The organism is Lichenicola sp., assembly GCF_965198575.1.
Classification (GTDB): domain Bacteria; phylum Pseudomonadota; class Alphaproteobacteria; order Acetobacterales; family Acetobacteraceae; genus Lichenicola.
Map to the genome: position 1 here is coordinate 2,210,503 of NZ_OZ240671.1, position 24,498 is coordinate 2,235,000.

The window sequence follows — 24,498 nt, forward strand, 5'->3', positions numbered from 1 at the left end:
AGAACCATTAACGAGACGTGCACGAGGATTTAAACCGCCAAACGCAACAAACCGGTTGTAAGCCTACACGCATAGGTGGTAACAATGGTTTACCAAAAACCTGGGGTAGTAGTCATGAGGATCCTCCTCGTCGAAACCGACATCAACGCTGCGCAGGGCCTGACCCGCCTTTTGCAAAACGCCGGCTTCATGGTCGACCAGACGGACCTCGGAGAGGAGGCTCTCGAGCTGCTCCGTCATTATGACTACGACCTCGTGCTCCTGGAGCTTGCGCTGCCGGACATGGAAGGCTCCGAACTCGTCCGCAGGATGCGCCATGCCCGCTACCCGGTGCCGGCTGTGGTGCTTGCGAGCACGACACAGGCCGCGGCACGGGTTCGTGCGTTCGCCGCTGGCGCCGATGATGTCGTCAGCCTGCCGTACGAGCCGACCGAACTGCTGGCTCGCGTGCAGGCCATCCTCCGTCGGAGCAAGGGCCACAGCTCGCCGTTCCTCAAGATCTCGAACCTTCAGTTGAACCTCGACAGCCGCGAGGTGAGCGTGGAGGGGCGCCCGGTGCATCTAACCGGCAAGGAGTATGCAATTCTCGAGCTCCTGGTCCTACGCAAAGGCGCGGTCCTCACCAAGGACGCGTTCCTGAACCATCTCTACGGTGGCATGGATGAACCGGAGATGAAGATCATCGACGTCTTCATCTGCAAGCTGCGCAAGAAGCTGCATCTGGCAGGCGCCGGCAACCTGATCGGAACGATCTGGGGCCGTGGCTACATCCTGCGGGACGATGTCGTCGCGACCGTGCCTGTTCCTGGAATATTTGCAGAGGTGCAGATCGAGGCCTTGTCGGCTGCCTGAGACTGACCGCAACACACGCGCTGGTGCCTATGCGGCGCGTTGTTGCAAGGTGATGCCGGTCTCCGGCAAAGGTCGGCCAGGCCGAGGCTGTTCCCGGCTGGTGTCTCAAACCGTGAATTGCTCGACGATGATCCGCTCCGACAGGCTCTGGTCGGGATCGAAAAGTACGATGGTCTTGAGCGTTCGGTCCTCGCTGACCGCGACCGAGACCACGTCGCGCACCTCGGTGAAGTCGGCAACGGCGGCCACTGGTCGTTTGTCGCCTTCCAGTATCTTGAACTCGACATCGGCGGAGCTTGGAAGCAAGGCGCCGCGCCACCGTCTCGGACGAAACGCGCTGATCGGGGTCAAGGGCAGCAGATCGGCCGAGAGCGGAACGATCGGTCCGTGCGCGGACAGGTTGTAGGCGGTCGATCCAGCGGGAGTCGATACCAGCACGCCGTCGCAGACCAGTTCCGGAAGTCGCACCCTGCCATCGACCATGATGCGGATCTTGGCGGCCTGCCGCGTCTGCCGGAACAGGAAGACGTCGTTCAGCGCCAACGCCTCCTCGACCAGCCCCGACTGCGTGACCGCGTGCATGCGAAGCGGATGCAGCACGGCGGCCTGGGTACGCACAACTCGAGCCGGGAGGTCATCCTCGGCCGCAGGGTTCATCAGGAAGCCGACCGAGCCGCAATTGATGCCATAGACCGGGGTACCGGCGAGCAGAACGGTATGGAGCGTTTCCAGCATGAAGCCGTCGCCACCGAGGCAGATGACGACTTCGGCCTCCGATACCGGGACATTTCCATAGAGGCTTACGAAGTGCGCCAGACTTTCCTGTGAGAGCACGTTCGGCGCTGCAACGAAGGCCAGTCGTTTGAGCACGGTATCGGGCGACCAGAGGGCGGCGCGCGGCTCCGTGGACCAGTCCGGCGGGTTCACACGAGCCGCCGATGCTCGATGATCGGCATATTCGCGCGGATCCTGGCAGTGCGCTCGGTGTCGATCATGGCGGATGTCCAACCTGGCCCGTCGGATGCCGTTGCGGTAACTGTTCCCCAGGGATCAACGATCATCGAATGCCCAAAGGTCGTTCGAGGATTGCCCCGCCCATCGAGGTGCTGTCCGGTGGTCGCTGCGGCTGCGAACCAGCACTGTGTCTCGATAGCCCGCGCGCGGAGCAGCGTCTCCCAGTGTGCCTCACCGGTCTCGCTGGTGAATGCGGCAGGGAGCACGATCACGTCAGCACCTTCTGATCGCAATTTGTGAAACAGCTCCCCGAAGCGAATATCGTAGCAGATCGCGAGGCCAACACGGAACGTGCCGAACCGGCCGCCGATCGGAACTGATACTACATCCGTCCCGGGCAGGTAGGTGTCGCTCTCCTTGTACCCCGCTCCGGACGGCGTCGTGATGTCGAACAAGTGGATCTTGCGATAGCGGGCGAGAACCTGACCCGCAGGGCTGAACACCAGGCTCGTGTTGAACAGCTTGTTGCCGGCCCGCTCGCCGATCGAGCCGCCATGCACGAAAATGCCATTCGCCAAGGCTGCCTGCTTCAGGAATTCAAATGCCGCACCTCCCGGCTCATCCGAACCGGTAGCCGGGATGTCCTCGGCTGCAGAGTATTTCGATTGCAAATCGCCGCCCAGGCAAGCCCACATTTCCGGCAGCACGACCAGATCGGGCCTGTCCTTCGCGATACAAGCTTCGAGAAGTGCTCTTGCCTTCGAGATGTTTTCGGTCTTGTCGCTTCCCGGAGACATCTGGATAACGCTAGCCCGCATTCGACCTTGCTCCGACGGATTCTCGTCCGAAATTGCCAGGTCCGCCGGCCTTGTGCCGATGTCTGCCTCAGTCAGCTTGACGATCGGTCGGACATTGCACGAGATCCAGGATCTCTGGCGGGACCGGCTCGTCCAGCGTGCGGTCATAGCGCTGCTGCAGGCTGGTCTGCAACCAGGTGTCGAAAAGAGCCAGGGTGTCGTCCGCAATGGGCCCGGCTCTGCCGCTGCTGTCTCCTGAGATTGCCATCATGGCACTGCAGCGCGTCGCAACGTCTTTGGTTGCAGAGGGTCCGGCAACCACCTACCCGACGCACGATGTCACAACGACGATCGGTCGTCAGTTCACGAAGGCGTTTGCTATACGCGCAACATCCTCGGCAGCAGGAGTGTTCGGGTACCGTGTCAGCAGCGTTGTCTGCCGCCTGATCGCATCTGCGACACGCCCGTCCCGACGGATTACGCCCGCAAGCAGCGGGGCCTCACCAAGAAACGTGGTGCAGGCGCGGGCGAGCACGTCGTAGGTACGTCGACCGCTTGCGAGGCTGGTTGCCTGATTAATGACAAGTCGCACGTCGGGCTTGGCCAGGGTGCCGCCTGCGACCGGGCGTGTCCGTCGCGCGGTCTGATCCCGTGCATGCAGTTTCATGACTGCGTAAGCGTCGGTAAGGGCGGTCGGCTCATCGGTCGAGACGACGATCAAGGTGTCCGCAGCAGCAGCCATGAACCGCGTGACGGGATCGATGCCGGCTCCAAGGTCGAGCAGGACAATGTCGTAGCCCCGAAGGAGCCGAACCGACCCGATGAGCTGATCGAGCAGGCCGAGCTCGAGGGCGGCGATCGACGCAGCACCGGAGCGGCCCGGGACGATGTCGAACGCAGCCGCCGGTTGTTCACTCACTTCGTGACGGATGATCACCTGGGCCAGCGCCACGCGCCCGGAGAGGACCGATGACAGGTCCTGCTTCGGCGTAAGGCCGAGCTGGATGTCGACATTTGCCAGGCCGAGGTCGCCATCAAACAGCAACACCTTCAGGCCCCGGGTCGCGAGGCACTGCGCAAGGGATATCGCGAGCCAGGTCTTGCCGACGCCACCTTTGCCGGAGGCGATGGCAATGAGTTGCGGGCCACCGGCTCGCGATTGCACGAGCGCCGGCTCTTCGGCTTCGGATTTTGCCGGTCGCGGCACCTGCAGCATCACGGTCATGGGTTTGTCTTCCATAGGGGCAGGCGACTGGCGCCCGTCTGGGCGGCGATATGAAGGGCAAGCGTGCCACCGATCAGGCCGTCACGCGGTGCGGGGGGATCCAAAGGCGCGCGCCGGGTCATCGCCGGCATGCCTGGGGAGACGTTGCCAGGGGCACGTGTCGGCGCCCGAGCGGACTCTGTCGCGCCCAGCCTGGTGGCGACAGACATCGGCGTGAGCTGTGCCAGGCCGTCGGCGATGCCTGGGCCTGTCCCCGCTTCGGTCAGGGCAAGGTCTGACGCCTGGGCTGCGGCCAGCACACCGCCCAATCGGCCGTTGCGATCAAGGCGCGTCGCCACCAGAAGGTCCGCGCCGAGCCCCGCATGGGCCATGGCGATATCCACCGCTTCGAGCGGGTCGAGGCCGGCGGGCAGTGCCAGCGCAAGCCGTGCGCCGGACGCCGACACCAGGCATGCCAACTGCTCGGCTTGCGCGGGATCCAGCAGATCGAGGCCGGGGGCGTCGATCAGCACCGGCGACAGCGGTTCGCGCCGCTGCAACGCACGCTCGAGCATCTCCGGGCGACCGGCGGCGATCAGTGTCAGCCCCAGCAGTCGCGTGAAGGCCGCCAGTTGTTCCACGGCGCCGGCGCGCTGCTCGTCGGACGTGATGACCAGGGGCCGATGCCCCTCCATGACCAGGCGCGCCGCCAGCTTGGCAACCGTCAACGTCTTGCCGGCACCCGGGGGGCCAGCGAGCAGCAACGGGGGTGCGTCGGCATCGAGCGGCAATCTGGTGAAGCGGAACAGCCGGCTGCATCCAGCCTCGAGTGGCCCCTGCCGGAGTGCTGCCAGCAGGGACGGCGGCAAGCCATGCCGGCCGAGCGTGTCCTGGAGCGGACTTCCCGACTGCAATGGAGCTGATGCGTGATACGCGGGTGCCGGCTCCCGGGTTACCTGAACGTCGAGCGGCGGCGCCGGACCCGATAGCGCGGGAGGGTCCGGTTCGTCCTCCGGCTCGAGGGCAGCCGTGACCTCGACGACGCCACCCTGGCTGGACGTCGTCAGGATCAGCGCGTCCAGCCCGAGCTCGTCGCGGACCTGCGCCATGGCGCCGGCAAGGGTCGCCGCCCGGAAGATCCTAATCCGCATGACGAATTCTCACGGCGGCCGTGGTCAGGATGCTCATATCGTGCCGATCGTGCGGATCCGCGCGCGCGGGAAGATCTCCGACTGGGCCAGGACCGGCGTCGCGGGCCGCAGCCGCTCGACGATGGCGCGGACGGGTGCCCGGATGCCGCTGCTCGTCAGCACGACCGGTGACTCGCCCGCCGCTGCCGCCGCATCGAGAGCGGCACGCAGGCGGCCGATGAACTCGTTCAACCGGCTCGGGGCCATCGCCAATTGCCGGTCCTCGGGCGGTCCGACCAGGCTGTTGAGGAACGCCTCCTCCCACTCGATCGACAGCGTGATCAGCGGGATGTAGCCGGCACCGCCGACGAGTGCGTCGCTGATCTGGCGCGCCAGCCGGACACGAACATGCGCCACCACCGAAGGGATTGCCCGAAGTCCGGCGCCGCAGGCCTCCTGGATGCCCTCGAGAATTGTCGGCAGGTCGCGGATCGAGATGCGCTCCGACAGCAGCGACTGCAGGATGCGCTGCACCGCACCCATCGAGATCTGCGACGGGATCAGGTCGGCCACCAGCTTCTGCTGTTCGCGCGGCAGATCGTCGAGCAGCTTCTGCGTCTCGGAATAGGAGAGCAGCTCGGCCATCGTTTCGCGCACGGTTTCGGTCAGATGGGTGGTCAGGACGCTGACGGGATCGACCACCGTGCAGCCGCGGAACATCGCCTCCTCGCGGTGAGCAGCGTCAATCCATAGGGCTTGCAGGCCGAAAGCGGGCTCCGTGGTCTTCTCCCCGGGCAGGTTGGGTACGCCGCCGCGCGGGTCCATCACCAGGAACCGGGTCGGCCGGAGTTCGCCCTTGCCCGCCTCGATCTCCTTGATCCGGATCGAGTAGCCATCTGAACCGAGCTGCATGTTGTCCTGGATCCGGACCGGCGGCAGAACGAAACCCATTTCGGTCGCGATGGTGCGGCGGAGTGCGCGGATCTGCTCGGTCAGCTTGGGGTTCTCGCCGCCCGCCAGGGGCAGCAGGCCGTAGCCGAGCTCGAGCCGGATCATGTCGATCCGCATGGCCTCGGCGATCGGGGGCTCCGACGGTGCAGTGGTAACGACGGCTGCCGCCTCGTCCTCCGCTTCGGTGCGGACCGGGTGGCGATGACGCATCCAGGCGCCTGCGCCGGCCAGGCCGCCTAGTACCAGGAATGGCAGCGCCGGCAGGCCCGGCATCAGCGCCAGCACCAGCGCCGCACCCGCTGCCATCGCCATCGGTTTCGGATTGCCGCCGAGCTGACGGACCAGCGCCACGTCCGCAGCACCCTCGGTGCCGCCCTTCGTCACGACGATGCCGGACGCGGTGGAGACCAGCAGGGCCGGGATCTGTGAAACCAGGCCGTCGCCTACGGTCAGCGTCGTGAAGGTCGCGGCGGCGTCGCTGAAGGCCATCCCGTGGCGCAGGAGGCCGATCGCCAGGCCGCCCATGATGTTGATGACGGTGATCAGCAGCGAGGCGATCGCGTCGCCGCGGACGAATTTCGCGGCACCGTCCATGGCCCCGTAGAAACCGCTCTCTTCCTCGAGTTCACGGCGCCTCAGGCGAGCGACCTTGTCGGTAATGGCACCGGCCGAGAGCTCCGCGTCGATCGCCATCTGCTTGCCGGGCATCGCGTCGAGGCTGAACCGGGCAGCAACCTCGGCGATGCGGCCTGAGCCCTTGGTGATGACCATGAAGTTCACGATCAGCAGGATGGTGAACAGGATCAGGCCGATCACCACGTCGCCGCCCATCAGGAAGCCACCGAACGCCGCGACGACATGGCCGGCGGCGAGCGGACCCTCGTTGCCGTGGCTGAGGATCAGTCGGGTGGTCGCGACCTCCAGCGACAGCCGGAGCAGAGTCGTGAGCAACAGCAATGTCGGAAAGCTGGTGAAATCCAGCGGGCGCTTGAGGAACAGCGCGACCATCAGGACGAGCACGGACGCCGTCACCGAGAGGGCCAGTCCGAGATCGAGAACCAGGGTTGGCAGAGGCAGGATGAGCACCGACAGCAACGCCACTACGGCCAAGGCCAGGCCCACGTCCGTGCCGGGCAGGTACGTCCGCCAGCGTCCCGAGAACAGGGTCAGCCTGGGCAGCGACAGTGTGGGTCGGCTGGCGGGCCCGCGGTCCGCGGTGGTGACGGCGTCACTCATCCGTCAGGCCGCCACTTCGGCGCCGAGGCCGGACCCGATTCCCGCCATCGGGCGAGGCACCGGCACACCATGATCGGCATAATCGCGCAGCTTGTTGCGCAGGGCGCGGATCGAGATGCCGAGGATGGTCGCCGCGTGCGTGCGGTTGCCGGCGGTGCTGTAGAGGGTCTCGAGAATGAGCGCCTGCTCGACCTCCTCCATGCGACGGCCCACGAGGCCGGAAACTCCGTGATCCCTCGTGTGTGTGTCGGCCGGGACCTCCACGAGTGCGGGCGGGGGGTGCGCAACCGTGGCAACCGGCGCGAGGCCGAGATCGGCGGGCTCGATCACCGGGCCCTCAGCGAGCAGCACGGCGCGATGCATGACGTTCTCGAGCTCGCGCACGTTGCCGCGCCAGGGATGGTCGGCCAGGCGCAGAAGCGCTGCATCCGACAGCAGCGGCGGCTCGAAGCCATTGGCTTGCGCGTAGTGGCGGGCGTAATGCGCGGCAAGCACGGCGATATCGCCCGGACGCTTGCGCAGCGGCGGGATCTCGAGACCGACCACGTTCAGCCGGAAATAGAGATCCTCGCGGAACCGGCCGGCGGCAGCCTCCGCACCGAGATTGCGATTGCTCGTCGCCAGGATGCGCACGTTGACCCGCACCGGAGTCTGGCCGCCGAGACGATCGATTTCGCGTTCCTGGATCGCCCGCAGCAGCTTCGCCTGCAACCGGATGTCCATTTCGCTGATCTCGTCGAGCAGAAGCGTGCCGCCCTCGGCAGACTCGAAACGTCCGATCCGGCGTGCGATGGCGCCGCTGAACGCGCCTTTCTCGTGGCCGAACAGTTCGGACTCGAGCAGGTGCTCCGGAATCGCCGCACAGTTCAGGGCGATGAATGGGCCATCGGCGCGACGCGAACGGCGATGGATGTGCCGTGCCACGATCTCCTTGCCGGTGCCGGACTCCCCGGTGATCAGCACCGACGCATCCGAGCGCGCCACCTGCTCGGCGGCCCTGATGCTCGCGAGCATGATCGGGTCACGCGCGATCAGAACGTGGCTTTCGCCGGATGCCGCCTCCAGCATGGCAGCGATCAGCTCGGGGTCCGGCGGCAACGGCAGGAAATCCTGCGCGCCATCCCGCACGGCGCGCACGGCCGCGTCGGGATCGTCTTCCAGTCCGCAGGCAATGACCGGCACGGCGATCCGCTCACGGGCCAGGCTCTGCACGAGTGTCGCGATCGGCAATCCGAGCTCACACAGCACGAGCCTGAAGCGGGCGTCCCGGCGCAGGCGGGCCAAGCCCACGACGATGTCGTCCGCCTGGTCGAGCTGCGCGCCACGCACGGTCGCGATCTGCGCGGCCTTGCCCAGCTCGCCGCCGAGCGAGCCGATGATCAGGACGCGCATTCTGCATGTCCGTCAGCGACGCGTGCCAGGCCTGTCACGATCAGGACCCCCGCTCCGACTTGATGATCTCGGTCATCGTCACGCCGAGCCGGTTGTCGTCGACCATGACAACCTCGCCGCGGGCGATCAGCCGGTTGTTCACATAGATGTCGATCGCCTCGCCAAGTTTGCGATCGAGTTCGACAACTGCGCCGCGACCCAGCTTCAGCAGCTGGCTGACCTGCATGGTCGACTTGCCCAGCACGGCGCTCACCGTGACCGGAATGTCGTACACCGCCTCGAGATCCTGTGCACTTCGGGGTGCACCGCTTTCCTGCATCACCGGCGGATCGGCCAGCTCGGTGAGATCGATCTCATTTGCCATCGTACGTCTCCTGTGGTGCGTCCATCGGTGCCAGGGCTGGCATGATCAGTTCCTGCACCTGCGTGCAGAGTGCCTGCGTGTCGCGCATCAGCATGCCGTCCTGCCAGCGGATGCTGATGTCGCCGGGCTGCATGCTGTTCGAGCCGATCCAGTCGACCATGACCGGGCTGTCTTCCAGTATGGTCGTCATGTCCTCGCGCAGGCCTTCGAGGAGCGTCGGATGGGCCCGGATGGTCAGCCGAGGCTCATGCGACATCGTCGGCAGCAGCAGGCCGAGCAGCGCGCGCGCCTCGTCGTGGCCGCGTGATGCCGCGAATGCCGGCAATACCGCGGCCACCATGCCCAGGAGCACGCCGGCGGTGGCGGTGGCGGCGTCGGCCATGACGCGGGCCCTGTCCGATTGCCCCGCATTCAGGGCGTCCGACACACGAACCAGCGCATCTGCCCGGATCGCTGAGACGCCCAGCTCGACCGCATGGCGCTCCAGTTCGCGACCATCCTGCTCGGCGCGCTCGGTCGCCTGACGCAGCTCGGTGAGGCTGAAGGTGGGTTCGACGACGATCGGCTCGACCGGAAGCGGCGGCGCGACGGCTGCCACGGGCATGTCGAAATCCTCGGCGTAGATGACACCGGAGAGGGCGTGGTTGCGCATCTCTAGGCCACCATCTGCTCGTCCTGGTGCTCGTTGAGCTCGATTTCACCTTGGGTGGCGAGCTCCTTGGCAACCAGGACGATTGCCGATTGGGCCTCGTCGACATCACGCAAGCGAACCGGTCCGAGCTGGGCGATGTCGTCGCGAAGCAGTTTGGCCGCGCGCTCCGAAAGGCTGCCGAGGAACAACGTGCGGATTTCCTCCGAGGCACCCTTGAGCGCAATCGGCAGCTTGTCCTTTTCCACGGCGCGCATGAGCTTCTGCACGGCATCGGGCGTGAGCCGGGCCAGGTCGTCGAAGGTGAACATCAACGACTTGACGCGCTCGGCCGCTTCCCTGCTGCGCTCTTCGAGTGCGGACATGAAACGACCTTCCACCTGGCGATCGAGATTGTTGAAGATCTCGGCGATCATCTCGTGGCTGTCACGACGGGTGCTGCGCGCGAGGTTCGACATGAACTCGGACCGGAGCGTTTTTTCCACGCTGTCGAGCACGTCCTTCTGCACGCTTTCCATCCGCAGCATGCGCATGATGACTTCCATGGCGAAGCTGTCGGGCAGCAGGCTGAGCACACGTGCTGCGTGACTGGCACGCACCTTTCCCAGGACGACCGCCACGGTCTGCGGATATTCGTTCTTCAGGTAGTTCGCGAGCACCGCTTCGTTCACGTTGCCGAGCTTGTCCCACATCGTGCGACCAGCCGGCCCGCGGATCTCTTCCATGATCTGCGAAGCGCGTTCGCGAGACAGCGACTTCTGCAGCAGGCGCTCGGTGCTGTCGAAGCTGCCGACCAGCATGCCGGCCGAGTTGATGCTCTGCGAGAACTCGGAACAGAGCGTCTCGACCGTGTTGGCATCGATGCTGCCGAGTTGCGACATCGCCAGGGAGATCTCCTTGATCTCCTCCTCGTGCATCATGGAGAACAACTGCGCGCACTGCTCTTCGCCGAGTGCCAGCATCAGGATTGCTGCACGCTGCGCTCCGGGAAGCTGGACGGTGCTCATCAGGTCAACTCCTTTGCCAGCCATCCGCGAACGATGGTCAGGCTCTCTTCGGGGTGTTTTCCAACCAGGTCGACGATCTGCCTGATTGATTCGGCGCGCAGCTGACCTTGCACGTTGGCGACGCTGATCAGGCTCTGATCCTCGAGCAGTGCTGCATCGCCGTTCGATGACCTGGCCGGGCCGCTCAGCGCCGGCCGAAGCATGTTGGCTGCCTCGATCGCACCGTGGGCGCCGGCCGGTGCCGGAAGTGTCCGCCCGTCCGTCAGGCGGAACATCATCGGCCGGACCACGAAGATCAGCGCGAGGAGCACGAAGATGCCGAGGAGCAGGTTCTGGCCGATATGCACGATATCGTCGCGTCCGAGATGCAGCCCCAGCAGGCCGCCCGGCACTGTCGTGTCCGGCAGCTCACGAACGGTGAACGGCATGGACACGACCGTCACGACGTCGCCGCGCTTGGCGTCATATCCGATGGCGCTCTTCACCAGGGTCGAGATACGGTCGAGTTCGTCCTTGCTGCGTGGCTGCCAGGCAGCCTTGCCATCCGCACCCTTTGACGAGGTGCCGTCGACCATCACCGCCAGGCTGATACGGGCGAGCCTCGGCTGATCCTGGATCAGCGTCCGGACGGTCTTGCCGATCTCGTAGTTGTTGGTCTCTTCCTGCCGGTCGTCCTGGCTGCCCGACGGCGTCTGGCCGGCATTGGCGTTGGGCAGGTTGTTCTGCACCGAGGTGTTCGCGGTGCCGTCGCTGTTGCGGCTCTTGTCGGAGGTGGTCTGCTGGCTGCGCAGCACCTGCATGTTGGGATCGTAGGTTTCCTGGGTCTCGTGCACCTGGTCGATCGTCATGGTGACCGCGGCTTCTGCCCGCACGTGCTCGGCGCCGAGCGATGGCTCGAGCATCTCCTCGACGGCCCGTGCCAGCCGCAGTTCGGTCGACTGGCGGAGTTCGTCCACGCTCTGTGCGGAGCCACCGCCATCGACCGGATTGCCGGCCCGGGCCAGGACGCTGCCGCGGTTGTCGATGATGGCGATGTTCTGCGGCTTGAGGCCGGGTACGGCGGCAGAGACGAGATTGATCACCGCCTGAACGCCCTCGGGATCCATTCGCGCGGCCCCGGTCATGGACAGCAGCACACTGGCCTGGGCCGGCATCTGCTCGGCGGCGAACGGCTCGCGATGCGGCAGCACCAGGTGCACACGGGCGCCGCGGACGCCGGTGATCAGCCGGATCGAGCGGGACAACTCGCCCTCCAGGGCACGGGTCTCGTTGATGGTCTGCTCGAACTGGGTGGCGGTCAGGTTGTCGCCGCGATCGAAGATCTCGTAGCCGACCGAGCCTCCCGACGGCAGGCCGCCCTTGGCGAGCAGCAGCCGGGCTGCGGCGACCTGGTCGGCCGGAACCAAAAGACGGTCGTCCTGCGGGCCGAGCTCGTGCGGGATGTGCGCCTTCTCCAGCTGCTCGGCCATCTGGCCGGCCTCGCGGAGGTCGAGATCGCCATACAGCAGCGCCATCTGCGGATGTCCGCCGCCCTGGGAGATCAGGACCGCGAGCATCGCCAGCATGCCGAACGCCACCGCGCCCATTGCGGCGAGCTTGGCAGCTCCGAGCGCTTTCAGCCCTTCGAGAAGGGGGTTCATGAGAGCCGCGTTGCGAGAGGGATGCAGGACCGGGTCATGGTCTCTTTCCAGAAGCCGACCTGTTGCCGACCCGGAAAGAATGCCAGTCAAAGGTTAACGGAACCCTACCAGCCCGGCAGTTTTTGCCTGGCGGACGAGCCCGGCCAGGCTCAGGACGTCGTTGTTGTCGAAGCCCCGGTCGCGGCGTTGATCGCCGCCGTGACCGCTGTGGTGGCAGCCGTCGTGGGCGTGGTGGTCGATGCGGCGGTGGCGGTGCCAAGCAGCGACATCACCTTGCTCATGTCGACCGAGGTCGTGCCCATCTCGACGTCGACGCCGTTGGTGCCGTTCTTGACGATGCCGGTTACGGTGCCGATCACGTTGAACGGGACGCTGATGCTGTTGCCGCTGCCGTCGGTCGACACCACGGCGGCATCGTAGCTGCCGTTGCTGAGGGTGTTGCCGGAATCGTCCTTGCCGTCCCAGGTCCAGTTGGTGGTGCCGGTGGGGAGCGTCAGGCTTTGCGTCCTGACCACGGTGCCGGCCGCGTTGGTGATGGCGATTTCTGCGGTGCCGGCGCTGGTGGGATTGAGCTGGAGCTCGCCCGAGCCGTTCTGCAACGAGATCTGCGAGGAGGCGACCACGGCCTGGCGACCGACCAGCGAGGTGCTCTGGCTGACCTGGGTATCCTGGTTGAGCGACAACAGCTGCGTCAGGTTGGTGTTGGTGGTGATCTGCTGCTCGACGCCGGCAAACTGCGCCAGCTCGCTGGTGAAGCTGTCGGTCTGCATCGGGCTGGTCGGGTCCTGGTGCGACAACTGCGCCGTCAGCAGGCTCAGGAACTCGTTGTAGTTGCTGGTCAGAGACGACAGTGCATCCGCGCCGGATGGAGCTGCCGTGGCTGCCGTGCTGTTGGCGATGTTGGTGGCGTTGGCCGCCTTCGCTGCGGTCTCGGCAGCCGTAAGGAGGGCGGAGGCGGACGTGATGGTCGTGCTCATGGCAAGCTCCCTTAGCTGTCAGGCGGTTATGTTCACGCGGCTGGACCGCGCCATTCGGGCGGAATTCGATAGGAACGATGGTTGCAGGCTGGTCGACGTGTCGTCGTCGGCGTCTCCCGGTGCACCGGGGCGGGCTCTGGCGAAGGTGCTGGCGCGCTCGTTCGACGATCCCCCCCCGCCAGGCTGGTCCGAGCCGCGGAAGCCGGACATGTCCTGTGCGGCCTGGCTCTCGGGGCGCTGTCCGGAGAGAGCGTCATGCGCCCGATCGGCGGCAGCGGGTATGGCTGAATGAACCCGTACCGCAACGACTGCCGACGGCGCGCCGAGTTCGAAGCTCAGGTGACGATTTGCCGACGGAACGGCTGCCGCATCGAGGGCGGCATGCAGGTGCGCCTGATCGCTCATGAGGCTGCGCAGCGTCGCCGGGTTGCTGGCCGTGACGTTGATCCTGGTAACCCCGTCAGCACTCCGGTCGAGCTGGATATGGACCGTCCCCAACTCCTTGGGGTGGAGGGTAAGAGCCAACTGGCTGCTCCCGTCCGGCTTGGCTGCCAGCACGAGCAGGGATGCGGCAACCTGTTCGGGTGCCGCGCCGGGATCGACCGGCGCAGGCGATCCCAGAGCGGTGATCATCGAGCCCGGAGGCGATGATGCCGGACCGGTAGCTGGCGGCGGCACAATGCTGGCAGGGTTGCCGCTGGTCGACGCCCGGCTGGTCAGCCCGGTGCCGGCAGGGCCCGCGCCGGAAGTCTCAGGCGCCGTAACCACGACAGGCTGCGGGCCGCCTGCAGATGGGACGGTCGGCGCACCCGTGACGATGACGGTCCCTGCCGCGCCGGCGTCATCGCTTGTCGCTGCCTGATTATCGGTGTGCCGTGGGCGCGTCTGCGCGGGTTCCGGCGTCGGGGTGGCGACGGATGCAGCGGATATCCCGGGCGGATTGGCCGGGATCGCGTGGAAGTCGGCGACATCACCCTGGTCGGTGGCAATCGTGACCGGCGGGGGGATGGCCTGGTCGGCACCGGCCCCGGCAGCCGCCAAAGCTGTTGCCTGGAACGATCCGGACCCGCCGCGAGCCGGTGCCGGAATCCCGATCGCGGCTTTGGGGGTCGGAGAACCGGTCGCTGCCTGGAGGATCGTTCCGACACTCGAGATCCCCAGGACTGGCACGCCGATCGTGGCGGGCGACGGGCGATCGGCGGTGGGTCCTGGCGGGGCGGCCGATCCGGCAGGCGGCGCTGCGGACACCAGCGTGGAGTCGAGGTCCGGCCACGACCCGGTATCGGTCGCGACCGGGGCACGGAATGACTGAACCCGGCCGCTGGTGGGCACGGGAGCGTGCGTGCCGGCTTTCGCGACCGTCGGTTCGGCTGCCTCAGGGGGCATCGCATCCACGACCGGAGTTGCGGCAAGTGGCACGCCGATCGCGGCGAGCGGGGCGGTATCGGCAATGCGATCGGCCGGTGCAGCGGGGCCGGACAGTGACGCTGCAGACGGAACCCGGGCGTCAGGCTTGGGTGCCACCAGGGGTGCACCGCCCAGGACGGGGTCAGGCGTCTGCAGGGTCTGGCTGGTGGTTGCCGCGGGCGACTTGGCAGTCGGTGTCGATATCGGCGCAGCGGCGACTTCGGCAGGGGGAACTGCACGGAATGACATTTCCGGGTCGGAGGGGGCCGGCACGACCGGTTCTGCGGCATTCCGAGGGGCATCACCTGGCTGGCCGCCCCGGCTGTCGGTTACCACGCCTGCGCGTCGTGCTCCCGGCGCCGCTGGTATCTCGGCAGATGCGAGACCCGGAACCGGGACGCCGAGGACGGCTGGAGCGGCAACAATCGCCGTATGGGGCGACGGCAGGGTCGGTGCCGCCACGCCTTGCATGGGGCAGGCTGCGTTGCCTTGCAGGCCGGGACCGGCTGCGCCCACCCACTGGGGACCCGTGCCAGGGTCAACATTTTCGGCGCCGGCGCTCCCGAGAGGCGGTGCCTGGATCGACGGTGGCGTCGGTTGGTTCGCGCCCCTCGTTTCCGGAGCGGAAGCGGTTCCCTCGTGTGGACCGATCGCCTTGGCTGAAACGGGGTCGCCCGCACCATCAGGGCCCTGGACAGGACCAGATGCAGCCGGTGGTGGCGTGACCGATACCGTCAGCCGGACGGCTGCAACAGCCGGTCCCTGATCGGCAACGCGTTCCCGCACCACGGCGCTCACCGGTGCGTCGACCGCGCGGTTCACGCTGGCCTGATCCATCGGCCTGGTGGCCGGGAGCACATCCGGATCTGCCGGTGCTGCCGACAGCTGTGTCTGCGTCTGGCCCGGCGCCGCCGCAACCGTCTTGGTCGGTGTAGAAGCAGGTCGAGCGGTCGCGGCCTTTGCTCCTGCAGCGGTAACCGGCGGGCGCGCCCTGCGGTCCGCAGTATCCGGCGCAATCGGAGCCTCAACGGATGCGCCCGATGGTTGCCCGGGTGTCAGCATCGCCGTCTCTGACGACATTGCCGCAGGACCATGTACCGGTGCGGATCCGGAAGCGGGCGGGACTGCCGAAGCTCCTCGTGTGGCCGCGATCACCGGCTGCGGCGCCGGAGCTGGTCCGATCCCGCTCGGAGGTGATTGCGGAACAACTACTATCGCGACGGGTGCGACCGGCGGCAGGGTTTGCAGGGAGACAGTGTCGCTGGTCTGCGCTGCGTCCACCACCGGTGCGTGCTTGCCTTCGTTGCCCGGCCTGGTGGTTGCAAATCTGGTGCCTGGGGTCGGCTGGCCCGCGGTGGAGGGCGCTGCCGGTGCTGCAAGCCGCTGATCCACCAAAATCGCCCCGGTATCGGTATCGGCCGGTGCAGCGACCGATGAGTCCGGGCTGACTCCAGCCGACGATGATGCCTGCGGTGTGGATGCGCCGGCACTCGTCGCAGTCGACCGGTTCCTGCTCGCTGCCGGCAAGCCCGTTGCAGCCGCATCAGTGGGCAGCGCGATCGTCCGCAACACGCCTGCTCGCGCCGGCGCAGAACTGCGCGACGTCAGGATCGGCTGCATCGTGTCGTTCGCGAGACCGGGCGGCATTGGCGGCAGGGCATCCTTTATCGGCGCGACGGAAACCGCCGTCACGGCAAGTGCTGAGCTCGTCAATGGCTCCCGCACAGGAGACGAGGATAAGGCGGGGTCGCTAACGTTCGATGAAGACGGGGGCGCCATGCTGGCAGGCGACGGGGTCGTGTTTCGTACCGCCGCCGTCGCAGCCCAACTCGCGGCGAGCAAGGTCACGAAGGGGATGTTGGCGACGCGCGGCTGCGACCCGGGCCTTGTGACGAGGCTGCTGGTTGCGGCTCCCGGCCCGCCGGCGCCGAGAATCGCACCCGCGTTGAACGGCAGTGCAAGTCTCAGTTCGCTGCTTACATGTGTCATGACATCGGCTCCCTCGGCGACCTTTCTGCAAGCATCGGGCCACGTCGATCCGGTATTAAACATTGGTGGATGGTTGTTTGATCAGGCATCCGAGGCATGATCTGCCCGGCAAATTCTGCAGCCCGGCAGCTATGTCACGGTCCATGCACGCGCTCGATCAGCCGAAATTCCAAGCTGATCACGAGAAATCGCGTGGCACGCTTTCTGCTCTTACCGATCCGAGCACGCTTTTCGCGGTGCGCAGGCAGGAGACCAGACATGTCGATCTTTGGCGCATTGAGCACGGCAGATAGCGGCCTGACGGCGCAGTCTCACGCCTTCACCGACATAAGCAACAACATCTCGAACAGCCAGACCGTCGGTTACAAGGCAACGGAAACCGACTTCTCCGATTACGTGCTGTCATCCGGTGCTGCACAGGGCACGAACGGCACCGTCCGCGCCACGACCGCCAACGAGAACGACGCGCAGGGCACGATCACGTCGAGCACCAACGCATTGGCCCTGGCGATCTCGGGCAAGGGATTCTTTTCGGTGGGTGAAGAAAGCGGCGACTCAACGACGACTACGCCGGCGTTCAAGACAACCGCCTATTACACCAGGAACGGAAACTTCACCGAGAACAAGCAGGGTTACCTAGTGAACTCCTCGAACGAGTTCCTGAAAGGCTATTCGGTCAATGCCTCGAACGGCGTGCTGAACACGACGCTGGCACCGATCAACGTGGCCAACGTGGTGTTCAGGCCGACCCCGACTACCATCGTCACCGATGCGGCAACGCTTCCCACGGACTCGGCCATGTCGGGTGGTTCGGCTCTAAGTACCGCAACAAGCCAACCGCAGACAACCGTGTACGACTCCGCCGGAGCGCCACATACTCTGGACGAAACATGGACCCAGACCGGAGCGCCGAACACCTGGACGCTGACGGCAGAGGTGGACAAGTCGAGTGCCACGCCAGGCAATACGATGACCGCGACGGTCTCCTTCGATCCCACCACCGGCTACCTCGCCTCGATCACGCCCGCCGGCGGCACCGCGAACACCACCAGCGGAACGCCCGCCAGCTTCAGCGTGCCGGCGGTCAGCACCAACAACATGGGCGCGTTCAACATCAGTCTCGGTGCGATCGGATCCGCTGCCGGCACAAGCGTCGCGGGCAATGGTTCGCCCGTCAGTTCGACCAGCGACAGCGTGACGACCGGTGTTTATCAGGGGATCAGCATGACCTCCGATGGCAATATCCTCGCCAATTTCGACAACAACGAAACTCAGCTCGTCGGCAAGGTGCCGCTGGCAACGTTTGCCAACTCCAACGGGCTGGCCTCGCAGGATGGCGAGGCCTTCGTTGCGACATCTACATCGGGTGCGGCCACGGTAACCCTGTCCGGCGAGAACGGCGCCGGTGATCTCGAGACGTCGTCGGTGGAGAACTCGACCACCAGCCTCGATACCGACCTCACCAAGCTGATCGTCGCCCAGCAGGCCTACGGCGCAAACGCCAAGGTGGTCACCGCAGCGAACGAGATGCTGCAGACCGTGCTCTCCATGAAGCAGTAGTCGTTAACGCTTCATTAGAGCCTTTCCGGCACACTGCGGTGAGCGCCAGGAGTGCATGTCGAACCGGTCCAGGAGTGCCTCATGAGCCTCAGCTCGTCCATGACGATCGCCGCGAGCGGACTCGCGGCGTTGCAGTCCGAGATGGCAGTCGCATCGCAGAACATCGCCAATGCCGGCACCGCGGGTTATGCGAAGGAGACGTCGTCCGTCTCCTCCCGCACCGCCGGTGGGCAGCCTGGGGGCGTGCTGATCGGGCTGACCGGCACGACCGTCAACACGGCACTCGAGGCGACCCTCTACACCCAGAACGCCACCGTCTCGGCGTTGACCACGACCAGCAACATATTGGCGCCGATCCTGTCGTTGCAGGGTTCGACGAGCGCAAGTTCCGGCAGTAGCGGCACATTGTCGGATGCAGTCGGCAACCTGCAGACGAGCCTGATCACGCTTGAGGCTGGCCCCTCCAATGCCCCCAGCCAACAGGCGGTACTGGCAGCGGCCGGTACCCTCGCCGCGGGCATCCAGACGACGGCGGCAGCCTACCAGACGCAGCGCCAGGCCACCCAGGAGGCGGTGGTCGACGACGTGACGAGCGCGAATGCGAGCCTGGCCCTGATCGGGTCGCTGTCGGACAAGATCGCCCAGGGCAGTATGAACGGGGTCAGCACCGCGGATCTCGAGAACCAGCGCGCGGCCGCCATGACCACGTTGTCCGGCGTGCTGTCGGTCCAGTACAAGGAGACTTCGAACGGCGACATGCTGGTCAGCACCGCGGACGGCCAATCGCTGCCGACGCGTGCGACCAGCGGCCCGCTTGTCACCACCGATGCCACGATCGGCGTTTCCGATGCGTATCCCGGGTCGATCCCGACCATCACCATCGGCGGCCGCGACGTCACCGCCAGCCTGACCGGTGGCTCGCTCGGCGCCAACCTCGTGCTGCGTGACCAGACGCTGCCGACCATGCAGGCCGAGCTGGATTCCTTCTCCAGCGGCCTCGCCACGCGCTTCGATGCGCAGGGGCTGACCCTGTTCACCGACAGCGCCGGCAACCTCCCCGGCGCGAGCACGACCGCCACGTCGCCTGCCGGCCAGGTCGGGTTCGCCAATGTCATCCAGGTCAATCCCGCGGTGACCGCCGACCCCAGCATCGTGCGCGACGGCAGCCATGACGTCACCGCCGATCCCGCGGGTGCGTCGGCATTCACCATCGATCCGACCCGCGGCACCTCGGACACCACGCTGATCGACCGCCTGCTCGACTACACCTTCGGCACCAATGTGCAGCAGGGCGTGACGCAGCCGGCTGCCGGTTCCACCGGCCTCGGCGTCAATGGCAGCTTGTCGACGCCCTATTCCGGCACAACCGACCTGGTGTCGCTGGCATCGACGCTGACCAGCGCCCAGGCTTCGACGATCAACCAGACCACCACCGGCCTCGCCAATGAAACCTCGGTCCAGACCGCGCTCGCCAGCAAGGTGGCTACGGTCTCGGGTGTATCGGTTGATGACGAGATGGCGTCGATCGTCGCGTTGCAGAACGCCTACGCCGCGAATGCCAAGGTGATCTCCGGCGTGCAGACGATGTTCGCGGCCCTTCTCGCAGCGATTACGTGAGGCGATCATGACAATCCAGAACGCCACCACCACGCCGATGTCGATGCAGCTGATGACCGGCGCGGTCGATCGTCTCGCGACCCAGGAGACGACGATCCAGGGCGAGGTCTCCTCCGGCGTCCTGTCGGACAGCTATGCCGGGCTCGGCGACCAGCGCTACGCAGCACTCAGCCTCCAGCCGCAGATCACCGAGGTCGCCGCCTGGACCAGCAACATCACGTCGGCGCAGAACACGCTCTCCGTAACCCAGACGGCGATGTCCCGGATCACCACGATCGCCACCAACCTGCAGACGTCGCTCACCAGCCTGGCAGGCACGACCAGTGCCAGCACCGTGACAGCGGTGGCGTTGCAGGCGCGCCAGGACCTGACGCAGCTCGCGTCGCTGCTGAACACCCAGAGCGGCACCGAGTACGTCTTTGCAGGCAACGATTCCACCAGCGCGCCGGTGGCCGATCCATCGACTATCGCCAGCGGCACGTTCTTCCAGACGGTGGCCGCCAGCGTTGCGACCGTCGGAACCAATGGCGCCGCGACGACCGAGGCGGCAACCGTGACCGCGGCCTCCGACAACGGCCCGTCGGCATCCGTCTTCTCCGCGAGCCTCAGCACCGATGCGACCAGCGCTTCGGCGCTCGGCCGCAGCCTCACCGTGGGTAACCAGCAGCACGTCGGCGTCGGCCTCGTCGCGACCGCGGGTGGAGCCGCCAGCGCCACCTCGACCGGCTCTCCCATCCGCGACCTGATGCGTGCCCTCGCGGTGGTCGGCAGCCTCGACCAGGCGGATTCGTCGAGCACCGGCTTTACGACGCTGGTGCAGGACACCACCACGCAGATGACGGCGGTGAGCGCCGGCCTTGGGCTCGAGGTCACCTCGCTGGGCCAGACGCAGAACAACCTGACCAGCCAGACCGCATCGCTCGGCGAGATGAGTGACGCACTCGTGAAGCAGCTCGGCGCCGTGAAGGACAGCGATCCGGCGAGCCTGTCGACGCAGCTGACGGCCACGCAGAACCAGCTTCAAGCATCCTACAGCCTGATCGCAGACATGAAGGGCATGTCGCTCGCAGCTTATCTCTGAGCGCAAACGGCTCGCTGTTGACGGGCTGTTAAGGGCATTGCTGCAAAATCGGTCTGCGTCGGCAACTGGCCGGTTGCCACAAGGATACGGTGCTTCATGTCTCATCTCGTTCTGGAACTGCGGCAGGGTGAGATGATGGTCGTGAATGGCGCGACCATATTGTTCCGGAACAAGTGTCGGATCGAGCTGGTGTCCCAGGCGAGGTTCCTGTTCGGCAAGCAGATCATGATGCCCGGCGAGGCGGACACGGACCTGTGTCTCCTCTATTACAAGCTGCAGATCGCCTATGCCGGGCCTGCCGAGGATCGTGCTGAAGCCGCCTCGGACGTGCGCCTGCGACTGGCGGCTCTCCAACAGCAGGCGCTTGGAACTACAGCGGTCTCGCTACTGAGCGTTGCTGAAGCCTTTGAGGCCGAGGATTTTTACAAGGCGCTCAAACTGCTACGCTTGATGGTGCGCGACGAAAAGGCTGATGCCAACCAGAATTCTGAAGCCACGTAGACAGTTCGTTAATCTTTTTGTGGTTTCCTGCTTCCGTAAATCATCACTGGAGAAACCGTCGTGACACTTTCGATCAACACCAACACCGCCGCCATGGCGGCCCTTGAGTCTCTGTCTGCCACCGCGTCCATGCTGAACACCACGGAGAACCAGGTCTCCACCGGCAAGAAGGTGTCGTCGGCCTCCGACAACCCAGCGATCTATGCCATCTCGCAGACCATGACCGGCAATATCGCCGGGCTTTCTGCCGTGTCCGACAGCCTTGCGTTCGGTGCGCAGGTCGTGAACACGGCCAGCAAGGCTTCCGGTGACATTCTCTCGACCCTGCAGACCCTTCAGAACACGGTCACGACGTCGAGCCAGACAGGCATCTCCTTGACCACGATGGAGAGCCAGGTCGCAAATGCGTTGAATCAGGTTAATGCCTACGCTCGCAATTCGACATTCAATGGCATCAACCTGCTGACTACCAAGGCCGACGCGGGCGGCGCCGCCGACAATGCGCTCAACGTCGTCACCGGCCTGCAGGGCAGCCTTCTGACTGTGGCGAATCAGGCCACCGCCACCTCGAGCTCGGCCGTAAGCCTCACCGACGCGCTTGGTCTGACGACGGGCATGGCCGCTGGCAATACGGTGATCGCGAGCGGGACGGCAGGGGCGGGCCAGACCACCCAGAGCATTCTGACGGGCTCGGCCACTGGCGTGAATATCGCCACAACCACTGCTCTTTCATCAACCGACTTTGCAAACGGCTCTGGCGTCAAATTGACCAATGGCGACGGCACCACCACCACATTCGAGTTCGACGCGACCGGGACAACTGCGACTGCTCAGGAAACGTCAGGTGCAAGCGCCAACCATGTTGTGGTTGTTCTGGTAGACACGGGTTCCCAGTCGACGAGCACGATGCTCGGTAGCCTGGTCACTGCGATGAATAACAACGGCTACAACGCCGTCACGCAGAGCGATGGGTCTCTCAACGTGACCGGGAAAGGTCTAACCGCATCGTCAGCAATTACGTCCGCAGACATCTCGGCTGGAACCACGTTGGCAGCAAGTGCCGCTGTCATCACGACGATCCAGGGTGCAATCAACAAGATGACCAACATCAGCACCAACCTGGGCGCCACCACGCAGCAGATCACCGGCATGCAGAGCTTCACCAGTGACCTCAGCGATGCGCTGACGTCGGGTGTCGGCGCCCTGACCGACGCGGATCTGGCGGCGACGAGCGCCAAGCTGACCTCGCTGCAGACGAAGCAGCAGTTGGCGATCCAGTCGCTCTCGATCGCGAACTCACAGTCCTCGTCGATCCTGTCGCTGTTCCGCTAACCCAAGCAAGGCCGGGCAGCAGTGCCCGGTCTGCCTCTCCCAAGTGAACGGGGTTTTCCATGAGCTACGGCGCAAAGCAGTATCGGCGGTCCGAGGGCGGGGCACTTTCGCCGCGGGAAACCGAGGCGGCTGCGTTCGAGTTCGTCAACCGGATGCTTGTACATGGCGGCGATCCGAGCATCCGCATGCGCGCGCTTGCCAAGAACCAGCAGCTCTGGTCGATGCTCCTGAAAGACGTCGGCAACACGACCAACTCGCTGCCGGAGATCCTGAAGTCCGATCTCGCCACAGTCGGCTTTTGGGCTGTGCGTGCAAGTATTGCGGCAATGGGCGACAACCGCACTGTCGAGACGCTCGTACAGATCAACGAGGACATGATCGCCGGTCTTCGTGCCCATCACGCTGAGCCGACCTCGGCACCATGGGCTGGAGGTTTGGCGCTCGCCGGTTGAGACCGGTCTCGCTCGGCCTGCCCCATTCACACATGCTCTTGAGCTGCAGAGAGGAAGACACCACCTAACCGGTGGGTCTGGCGATCGGCGTTGCCTTCTAGGGACGTCGCCCCGCTTGATCCACAGATACCAGTCGCCTGACAAAAAGGGACAGGGCCATGGAATTGGAAAAGTTCACCGAGCGTTCGCGCGGCTTCCTCCAGGCAGCGCAAACCATCGCACTTCGCGAATACCACCAGAAGCTGACGCCGGAGCACCTGCTCAAGGCGCTGCTTGATGATGAAGAGGGCGCGGCTGCCGGGCTGATCCGTGCGGCCGGAGGCGATCCGCAGGCAGCGCGGCTGGCCGTCGAGGCCGAACTCAGCCGGCTCCCCAAGGTGCAGGGAGCAGGTGCCGGCCACCCACAAGCGACCCCAGAACTGGTTCGGGCGCTCGACGGTGCACAGCAGGATGCCCAGAAAGCTGGAGACAGCTTCGTGGCTCAGGACCGGTTGCTGGTCGCTCTAGCTGGGACTGATCAACCTGCCGGTCGTGCGTTGGTTCAGGCCGGGGCGCCGAAGCATGCGCTGGAGCGGGCGTTGGCCGAGATCCGCAAGGGCCGGAAGGTGAACAGCGAGAACGCCGAGGCCGGCTTCGACGCCCTCAAGAAGTATGCCCGCGACGTGACCGAAGTCGCGCGCAGCGGCAAGCTCGACCCGGTCATCGGCCGGGATGAGGAGATCCGACGGACCATCCAGGTGATTGCCAGGCGCACCAAGAACAACCCGGTGCTGATCGGTGAGCCAGGTGTTGGCAAGACCGCGATCGTCGAGGGTCTGGCGCTTCGCATCGTCAATGGCGACGTGCCCGAAGCACTGAAGGGTAAGCGGTTGCTGGCACTCGATCTGGGTGCTCTTGTGGCAGGTGCCAAGTTCCGTGGCGAGTTCGAGGAGCGGCTGAAGGCGGTTCTCAAGGAGATCGAGACCGCTGCGGGCGAGGTGATCCTGTTCATCGACGAGATGCACACGCTTGTCGGCGCAGGCCGCGCGGACGGTGCCATGGACGCGTCCAACCTGCTCAAGCCGGAGCTGGCCCGCGGGACGCTGCACTGCATCGGCGCCACCACGCTCGACGAGTACCGCAAGTACATCGAGAAGGATCAGGCCCTTGCTCGCCGGTTCCAGCCGGTGTTCGTGGGCGAGCCGACGGTCGCAGACACGATCTCGATCCTGCGCGGGATCAAGGAGAAGTACGAGCTGCATCACGGCATCCGCATCACCGATGGTGCGCTGGTGGCTGCGGCGACCCTCTCGAACCGCTACATCACCGACCGCTTCCTGCCCGACAAGGCGATCGATCTGATGGACGAGGCAGCCAGCCGCCTCCGGATGCAGGTCGACAGCAAGCCCGAAGCGCTCGACGAGCTC

The 24,498-nt window shown here is 65.6% G+C and carries 21 protein-coding genes (1 of these 21 only partly in view); 9 read left to right on the forward strand and 12 right to left on the reverse strand.

What is annotated here, in order from left to right; all coding sequences use genetic code 11:
- The first annotated feature begins 114 nt into the window (after positions 1 to 114).
- Positions 115 to 852, forward strand: coding sequence for a response regulator transcription factor (locus tag ACOEQ2_RS10105; protein ID WP_419731192.1), 738 nt, complete (start codon positions 115 to 117; stop codon positions 850 to 852).
- Positions 853 to 957: 105 nt separating this feature from the next.
- On the opposite strand, the gene ACOEQ2_RS10110 is transcribed toward ACOEQ2_RS10105, so the two are convergent.
- From ACOEQ2_RS10110 to ACOEQ2_RS10165, 12 genes are all read right to left on the reverse strand, one after another.
- Positions 958 to 1,722, reverse strand: coding sequence for an NAD kinase (locus ACOEQ2_RS10110; protein ID WP_419731193.1), 765 nt, complete (start codon positions 1,720 to 1,722; stop codon positions 958 to 960).
- A 53-nt stretch (positions 1,723 to 1,775) separates the two neighbouring features.
- The gene (locus ACOEQ2_RS10115; RefSeq protein ID WP_419731194.1) at positions 1,776 to 2,624 is read right to left on the reverse strand and encodes a carbon-nitrogen hydrolase family protein; all 849 of its coding nucleotides are present in this window, start codon (positions 2,622 to 2,624) and stop codon (positions 1,776 to 1,778) included.
- Positions 2,625 to 2,961: 337 nt separating this feature from the next.
- Positions 2,962 to 3,828, reverse strand: a complete 867-nt coding sequence (locus ACOEQ2_RS10120) for an AAA family ATPase (RefSeq protein WP_419727860.1) — start codon at positions 3,826 to 3,828, stop codon at positions 2,962 to 2,964.
- Complete coding sequence (locus ACOEQ2_RS10125; RefSeq protein WP_419727861.1) at positions 3,825 to 4,958, reverse strand: hypothetical protein; 1,134 nt, start codon at positions 4,956 to 4,958, stop codon at positions 3,825 to 3,827. Before ACOEQ2_RS10125 ends, ACOEQ2_RS10120 begins: the two co-directional genes overlap by 4 nt.
- A 33-nt stretch (positions 4,959 to 4,991) precedes the next feature.
- The gene (gene flhA, locus ACOEQ2_RS10130) at positions 4,992 to 7,124 is read right to left on the reverse strand and encodes a flagellar biosynthesis protein FlhA (protein WP_419727862.1); all 2,133 of its coding nucleotides are present in this window, start codon (positions 7,122 to 7,124) and stop codon (positions 4,992 to 4,994) included.
- A 3-nt stretch (positions 7,125 to 7,127) separates the two neighbouring features.
- Complete coding sequence (locus ACOEQ2_RS10135; protein ID WP_419727863.1) at positions 7,128 to 8,516, reverse strand: sigma-54-dependent transcriptional regulator; 1,389 nt, start codon at positions 8,514 to 8,516, stop codon at positions 7,128 to 7,130.
- Between the two features lie 40 nt (positions 8,517 to 8,556).
- Positions 8,557 to 8,835 (reverse strand): flagellar motor switch protein FliN, encoded by a 279-nt coding sequence (fliN, locus tag ACOEQ2_RS10140; protein WP_419731195.1) that lies wholly within the window; start codon positions 8,833 to 8,835, stop codon positions 8,557 to 8,559.
- A gap of 34 nt (positions 8,836 to 8,869) precedes the next feature.
- Positions 8,870 to 9,532 (reverse strand): hypothetical protein, encoded by a 663-nt coding sequence (locus tag ACOEQ2_RS10145; RefSeq protein ID WP_419727864.1) that lies wholly within the window; start codon positions 9,530 to 9,532, stop codon positions 8,870 to 8,872.
- 2 nt (positions 9,533 to 9,534) lie between these two features.
- Positions 9,535 to 10,536: a flagellar motor switch protein FliG gene (fliG, locus tag ACOEQ2_RS10150; RefSeq protein WP_419727865.1), complete on the reverse strand. Its 1,002-nt coding sequence runs from the start codon at positions 10,534 to 10,536 to the stop codon at positions 9,535 to 9,537.
- On the reverse strand, positions 10,536 to 12,176 hold the full coding sequence (fliF, locus tag ACOEQ2_RS10155; protein WP_419727866.1) for a flagellar basal-body MS-ring/collar protein FliF: 1,641 nt from the start codon (positions 12,174 to 12,176) through the stop codon (positions 10,536 to 10,538). Before fliF ends, fliG begins: the two co-directional genes overlap by 1 nt.
- A gap of 149 nt (positions 12,177 to 12,325) precedes the next feature.
- Entirely contained in the window at positions 12,326 to 13,153 is an 828-nt protein-coding gene (locus ACOEQ2_RS10160; protein WP_419727867.1) for a flagellar hook assembly protein FlgD, read from the reverse strand.
- Between the two features lie 18 nt (positions 13,154 to 13,171).
- On the reverse strand, positions 13,172 to 14,677 hold the full coding sequence (locus ACOEQ2_RS10165) for a flagellar hook-length control protein FliK (RefSeq protein ID WP_419727868.1): 1,506 nt from the start codon (positions 14,675 to 14,677) through the stop codon (positions 13,172 to 13,174).
- Between the two features lie 1,357 nt (positions 14,678 to 16,034).
- On the opposite strand from ACOEQ2_RS10165, the gene ACOEQ2_RS10170 reads away from it, so the two are divergent.
- The 8 genes from ACOEQ2_RS10170 to clpB all read left to right on the forward strand — a co-directional run.
- Positions 16,035 to 16,649 (forward strand): hypothetical protein, encoded by a 615-nt coding sequence (locus tag ACOEQ2_RS10170; protein ID WP_419727869.1) that lies wholly within the window; start codon positions 16,035 to 16,037, stop codon positions 16,647 to 16,649.
- Positions 16,650 to 16,741: 92 nt separating this feature from the next.
- The gene (locus ACOEQ2_RS10175) at positions 16,742 to 18,109 is read left to right on the forward strand and encodes a flagellar hook protein FlgE (protein WP_419727870.1); all 1,368 of its coding nucleotides are present in this window, start codon (positions 16,742 to 16,744) and stop codon (positions 18,107 to 18,109) included.
- A gap of 81 nt (positions 18,110 to 18,190) precedes the next feature.
- Positions 18,191 to 19,726 carry a flagellar hook-associated protein FlgK gene (flgK, locus tag ACOEQ2_RS10180; RefSeq protein ID WP_419727871.1) on the forward strand — a complete coding sequence of 512 codons (1,536 nt, stop codon included), beginning with the start codon at positions 18,191 to 18,193 and terminating at the stop codon, positions 19,724 to 19,726.
- 7 nt (positions 19,727 to 19,733) lie between these two features.
- Positions 19,734 to 20,807, forward strand: a complete 1,074-nt coding sequence (locus ACOEQ2_RS10185) for a flagellin (protein ID WP_419727872.1) — start codon at positions 19,734 to 19,736, stop codon at positions 20,805 to 20,807.
- 96 nt (positions 20,808 to 20,903) lie between these two features.
- The gene (locus ACOEQ2_RS10190; RefSeq protein WP_419727873.1) at positions 20,904 to 21,308 is read left to right on the forward strand and encodes a flagellar biosynthesis repressor FlbT; all 405 of its coding nucleotides are present in this window, start codon (positions 20,904 to 20,906) and stop codon (positions 21,306 to 21,308) included.
- A gap of 60 nt (positions 21,309 to 21,368) precedes the next feature.
- Entirely contained in the window at positions 21,369 to 22,640 is a 1,272-nt protein-coding gene (locus tag ACOEQ2_RS10195) for a flagellin (protein ID WP_419727874.1), read from the forward strand.
- Between the two features lie 59 nt (positions 22,641 to 22,699).
- Entirely contained in the window at positions 22,700 to 23,092 is a 393-nt protein-coding gene (locus ACOEQ2_RS10200) for a flagellar biosynthesis regulator FlaF (protein ID WP_419727875.1), read from the forward strand.
- A gap of 158 nt (positions 23,093 to 23,250) precedes the next feature.
- Positions 23,251 to 24,498 carry the 5' portion of an ATP-dependent chaperone ClpB gene (clpB, locus tag ACOEQ2_RS10205; protein WP_419727876.1) on the forward strand. It continues 1,347 nt past the right edge of the window, so 1,248 of the gene's 2,595 nt are visible here — the first part of the coding sequence; its start codon is at positions 23,251 to 23,253; the stop codon falls past the right edge of the window.